The 5,416-nt window shown below is 41.2% G+C and carries 6 protein-coding genes; all 6 read left to right on the top strand.

What is annotated here, in order from left to right; genetic code table 11:
* Positions 1–51 precede the first annotated feature (51 nt).
* On the top strand, positions 52–978 hold the full coding sequence (locus AAC033_RS18120; protein ID WP_339740763.1) for a relaxase/mobilization nuclease domain-containing protein: 927 nt from the start codon (positions 52–54) through the stop codon (positions 976–978).
* 539 nt (positions 979–1,517) lie between these two features.
* Positions 1,518–2,567 (top strand): XRE family transcriptional regulator, encoded by a 1,050-nt coding sequence (locus AAC033_RS18115; protein ID WP_339740761.1) that lies wholly within the window; start codon positions 1,518–1,520, stop codon positions 2,565–2,567.
* A 53-nt stretch (positions 2,568–2,620) separates the two neighbouring features.
* A complete protein-coding gene (locus tag AAC033_RS18110; protein ID WP_339740758.1) occupies positions 2,621–2,950 on the top strand; it encodes a hypothetical protein in 330 nt (109 codons plus the stop codon).
* A 163-nt stretch (positions 2,951–3,113) separates the two neighbouring features.
* A complete protein-coding gene (locus AAC033_RS18105) occupies positions 3,114–3,872 on the top strand; it encodes a metallophosphoesterase (protein WP_339740757.1) in 759 nt (252 codons plus the stop codon).
* 78 nt (positions 3,873–3,950) lie between these two features.
* Positions 3,951–4,514 carry a hypothetical protein gene (locus AAC033_RS18100; protein WP_339740755.1) on the top strand — a complete coding sequence of 188 codons (564 nt, stop codon included), beginning with the start codon at positions 3,951–3,953 and terminating at the stop codon, positions 4,512–4,514.
* A gap of 94 nt (positions 4,515–4,608) precedes the next feature.
* Complete coding sequence (locus AAC033_RS18095) at positions 4,609–5,316, top strand: hypothetical protein (RefSeq protein ID WP_339740753.1); 708 nt, start codon at positions 4,609–4,611, stop codon at positions 5,314–5,316.
* Positions 5,317–5,416: the final 100 nt, after the last annotated feature.

Raw genomic sequence — 5,416 nt, 5'->3', positions numbered from 1 at the left:
TACCTGGATAAAATTGAAGATGGACCTTCGCAAACTTAAAGATGCACACAGATGGTTATTGTCATCCACCAGTCCAGTGATACCCGAAGCGCTTTTCTTTACAATGAGAAGAAAGTCAGGGAAGGAGTGGCCAGTTATTTTTATAGTGCCAATACCATTTCTATCAATCCGTTTATGTATGATCAAGGGCACCGGTGGAAGATCCTTCACGACATTGAAAAGCCAAACCCACGGGTGAAAAAGAAGTGTTTGCATATCTCAGTGAATCCATCTGGCTCTGATCGTTTAAAACTGGACGATAAAACCATCCGGCAGGAAGTTGACCGGATGATGGAGCATATGGGATATGGCAGCCAGCCCTATTTTGTTTATAAGCACCAGGATTTGGAGCGGGTGCATTTTCACGTTGTTTCCACCAGGATTGATAGAACGACCGGCAAAAAAATCCAGGATGGCTACGAAAGACTCAAGATGCAAAAATTTGTCCAGGAGCTGGAACAAAAATACCAGCTCAAACAGGAGATTACGGCACAACTCGGGAACCTGAAATTTACCGCATCCAGCGGGTACCTCAAGCGAAACCTGGAAAGCCTGTTTAAAGCGCTTAACCAAATGGACATCATCACTTCCAAAGAACTGTATGACCAAGCCCTGGGATTCTTTGAGGTGCAAGTCAGAAAAGCGGGGAGGGGGTACCTCGTTTTTCTGACGGATCAAAATGGAGCAGTCATTCGGCATCCGATGAAATTGTCGGCCTTTGAAGAGCGGCCGAGGTTTTATTTGGTAGAGAGACAGGAACACGCAAACAAAGTCTTGCGTCCTGAACGGATGGAAATACCTGGCAGGGATTTAAAATCATTGATTCTGAAAGAACTGATCAGGCAGATTCAGGTTCAGGTTTCAGGAGAAACAGAATCGAGAACTAAAAAAAATCGGCTCAGAAATAGTCAGGTTAAGAAAAGGCGCATGAAATTCTGAATTCCGGAGGTTTTATTCTTAGCGATTAGCTAACAGCCAGGCATCGCCTGGTGTATTTCTTAGAGGAGACAGTGGCAGAAAACTGCCTTGTGATGCCCTAATAGGTGTCTGGAATTGGTTATTGAATATCGGGAGAAACAACATGCCGAATCAGTAAAATTATTTGACAGGGGACAAACAGTTGGCGGAGTCAGTCGAGGCGAGCAAAGAGGGATTTACGATCAACGGCCTGGAGATGTATTGCCTGGCCATGGGCTTCAGTTAGTTGAAATAGGATACTACGAATTTGAATACGATCGTTGAAAACGGCTGATTAGGAACAAAGACCGAGATTTGGCAATTCTGAATAGAATACTTCGAAAATTTATTAAAGACGGCTAGAGTATTCGAGGCATCTGTTAGACTTTATGCCATCTACACCCTCTGATGATAAGAAGTTTGGGTTAGTTCTGTTTTTAAGCAGTATTTTCTTGTTGACAAGAATACGAATAGTGTGTAAATTTATCAACATCACATACATAAAAACAATTCTTTACCCAATGGGTACCACTTTTTTACAACGGATCTACTCTGCCCGAAAAATGGCCGGACTAAGTATGGATGAGTTGGCTTCTTTGTCAGGGCTTAGCAAAAATACGATTTCTCGTTATGAGAAGGGAATCATGAACCCGGACAGGGCCAATCTTTTAAGATTAGCTAAGGCTCTAAATTTGAAAGTTGACTATTTTTTTCGAAAGTCATCAGTTGAACTTCAGGAAGTAGCCTTCCGGAAAATGGCGAAGATTGCTAGTAAATCGGTTGAGTCCATAAAATATCGGGTGATCGACCGGCTGGAAAAATACCTTGAATTGGAAGAAATACTCATGGTCGACAATGAGTTTGTCAACCCTATTGGGAATATCCTGATTCAGAAATTTGAAGATGTCGAACAGTCGGCAGAGCAAGTGCGTGAAAAATGGAATTTAGGACTTAATCCCATTGCTTCGATCATTGAGATGCTGGAAGATAATTTCATTAAAGTGCTTGAGGTTAACGAACCCATGGAGTTTGATGGACTTTCTACCGTCATCGACGGCAAAGTCCCAGTCATTGTTGCCAATCAGAATTTTCCGGTTGAACGAAAACGTTTTGCCCTGCTTCACGAACTGGGGCATTTGTTGCTGTCGTTTGATGTTAAGATCACCCCAAAAGAGATTGAGGCTGCTTGTAATCGTTTTGCCGGTGCCATATTGGTTCCGAAAAGCAAATTGATATCGGAGCTGGGTGTTTCAAGAAAGAAGATTTACGTTCAGGAGTTGGCGGAAATTGAGAAAGAATGGGGTATTAGTATTCAGGCGAGTATGTGTCGGGTACGTGATCTAAACATTATCTCAAAGTCTAAATTGTCGCAGTTTTATTTTGAATGTAATACGAAGCCCGATTTTAAGAAGCTGGTAGATGAGTCTCGGTATAGTTCTTTTGAAACTTCCTACCGATTCAAACAGTTGCTGTATAAAGGATTTGCACAGGAATTAGTTTCAATGAGCAAGGCGTCGGTGTTATCCGACCAGTCAATCAATGGATTGAAAACAAACCTTAGTCTTGTTTAATGCAGGTTGTTGTTAACGATACGAATATATTCTTCGATTTAATCCATGCGGGGTTGATCGAACAATTTTTCGAGCTTCCTTTTGAAGTGCATACAACGGACTTTGTTGACGGTGAAATTGAAGAACCTGAACAAGCTCAAATTATCAATCAGTTGGTCGAAACTGGTCCGCTTTATATTGCTGATTCCAGTTTTGAGGAGCTCGAAGAAATAAGCAATCTGCAGGAAGTTGCAAGGAAGCTGTCCATTCCAGATTGTTCTGTTTGGTATTATTCGAAAAAGCACCGATACACATTCATCACTGGAGATAATCTGTTACGGAGAACCGCATCGAAGGATCAGGTTTCGGTAAAAGGGATCTTGTATATTTTTGATGAAATTTAGGAAAATGATTTCAACCTGAACATCCCGCGCTATCTGGATGCTTTTGAGGAAGAACCAGAAGTGGATATTGCCTCCGTACAAAAGGAAATTGAAAAACTGGAACAGAAGTTGAACGTTGTGCAAATTGAGATGGAGAAATATTTAAAAGAACTCGGTGCCTGATATGAAGATTCAATACGCCTCCGACCTTCACCTGGAATTTTCCCAAAACAGGGATTTCCTGCGAAAAAATCCAATACAGCCTCAGGGAGAGGTATTGTTGTTGGCCGGTGATATTGTGCCGTTTGCTGTCATGGACAGACACAAGGATTTTTTCAGTTACATTTCGGATCATTTTAATACTACTTACTGGGTTCCGGGAAACCATGAATATTACCATTTCGATTTGGCTGAAAGGTGTGGCGTCCTGAACGAAAGTATTAAAGAGAATGTCCATTTGGTCAATAATCTGGAGACAAAGCACGGAGAGATTCGGTTTATGTTTTCTACCCTTTGGACCAAAATCAGTCATGTCAACCGATGGAAGATTGAAGGGAGTTTGAGTGATTTTCAAGTTATCAAATTCAATCATGGCCGTTTTTATTCCGATCAGTACAACCACTTGCATGAAGAAAGTTTATCCTTTCTAAAGGAAGGACTACACCACGACAACACCAGCAAAACAGTTGTTGTTACACACCATGTTCCCAGCTTTTTGAACTATCCTGAAAAGTACCGGGGCGATGTTTTGAATGAAGCCTTTGCCGTGGAGCTGTATGATTTGATTGAAGCAGGCGGGCCTGAAAACTGGATCTTTGGGCATCACCATTCGAATGTTCCCGATTTTGAGATTGGGAAAACAAAGTTAATGACGAATCAATTAGGGTATGTGGTGCATCAAGAACATCATTTATTTAGCACAGAAAAAACAATTGATATATGAAAGTCAGAATAATAACTATATTATTGCACAATAACACAAATAATGTTATCGTGCAAAAATAATGTTATCAATGAGGAAGTGAAAAATTTAATCACCTATATCGATCAAACAATTGGCCTGAACTTAACGGTCAATCCGTTTCCCAAAAATGAAACGGATAAATTGCCCATGTACCTAAAAGAGGGCTACCGCTGGCATAAGGCCGAATTGGGGGGAAGGCCCTGTGTGCTGGCCGAAACAGTTGATGAAAACAACTTTGGCATCGCTCAGATGGAAAAACATTTTGCTTTGGTCCGAAATGTTATGGGACTGCCTGTAATTGCTGTATTTTATGAATTGGAAGCCTATAACAGGAAACGCCTGATCGAAAGAAAGATCGGTTTCATCGTTCCCAACAAGCAGGTGTATATTCCTGATTTTTTTATCGACCTGAAAGAATACGGAATTATAAGTAAGAAAGAACGGGGAGAGTTGACGCCAACCGCCCAACTATTGCTTTTGCACCATCTCCTGAATAATCTGGAAAAAAAGCGGGTTGAATCGAAAGCATTTAAGGAATTGGCCGTTTTATTGGGGACAAACCATGCGTGGCCGCCATTGCCTGCATTCTTCAAACTGCCGACAAGGAAAATGAGCTTCTGAAAGCCAAACTCGATAAGCTGAAGGAGCGGAAAAAGGGTTTGATGCAACAGGTGTTGTTAACGGAAAAAAACGACTAGACTATAAATCCTAGCTTATGCAAATCAATCCTAAGGAAACGCTATTTGGTCATCCCATTCTTAAAGTTAGAGAGGTGGTTCGGCAAGCGATGCGCTGTCGTTTGTGGGGGTCTTCCGAAAAAGAACTACACGAAAAAGTAGCTAAAGCTTTGAAACAATCACTTGTCTCTGCGCAAGAACTGGCAAAGCAACTGGTTGATGACGGATATCTCCTTTTTGAGAAAAAGATATTTGGGGAAGATGATGTTCAATTTGAGTTAAACGAAACCGAAAAAGGGCGACGTTTTGGAGTGGCTAATGCTGGCAAGCCAATTTCAAGGCAAAAGGCAACCCAACTATTGAATGAACTGATTGAACGGGCAAAAGCAATTAATCATCGTAAAGAGTTGGCTTATTATGTGGAAAGTATAAGGGTATTTGGCAGTTATTTGTCTGATAAAGAAGCGCTGGGAGATTTGGATATTGGCGTTAAGCTTGCCCGGAAAAATAATTTTACAGAATTAGAAGATAACCGGATCGAGTTGGCGAGACAGTCCGGAAGGCAATTCAGTAATTATTCTGAAGTACTGGACTGGCCTCATCGGGAAGTGATGATGCTGCTGAAAGCGAGGAAGAGAGGCCTGAGCCTTCATGATATCGATGAAGACAAAGTTTTTAAGGTTGCAGAGACGAATTTGGTATTTCAGTATCGTAAAGGAAAAACTACTGGAAAAACTTTCTTATAGACTCAATGAATAAAACACGCACAAAACGATTAATAGAAAGTGTTATTTTGGATTTGGCTAACAACGAAGACGTTAACCAATAGGTCTTGAAATTGCAAAT

It is taken from the genome of uncultured Sunxiuqinia sp. (assembly GCF_963974515.1).
GTDB lineage: Bacteria > Bacteroidota > Bacteroidia > Bacteroidales > Prolixibacteraceae > Sunxiuqinia.
Note: the sequence above shows the minus strand (reverse complement) of the source record. Positions and strands in the feature narration are given on the sequence as shown.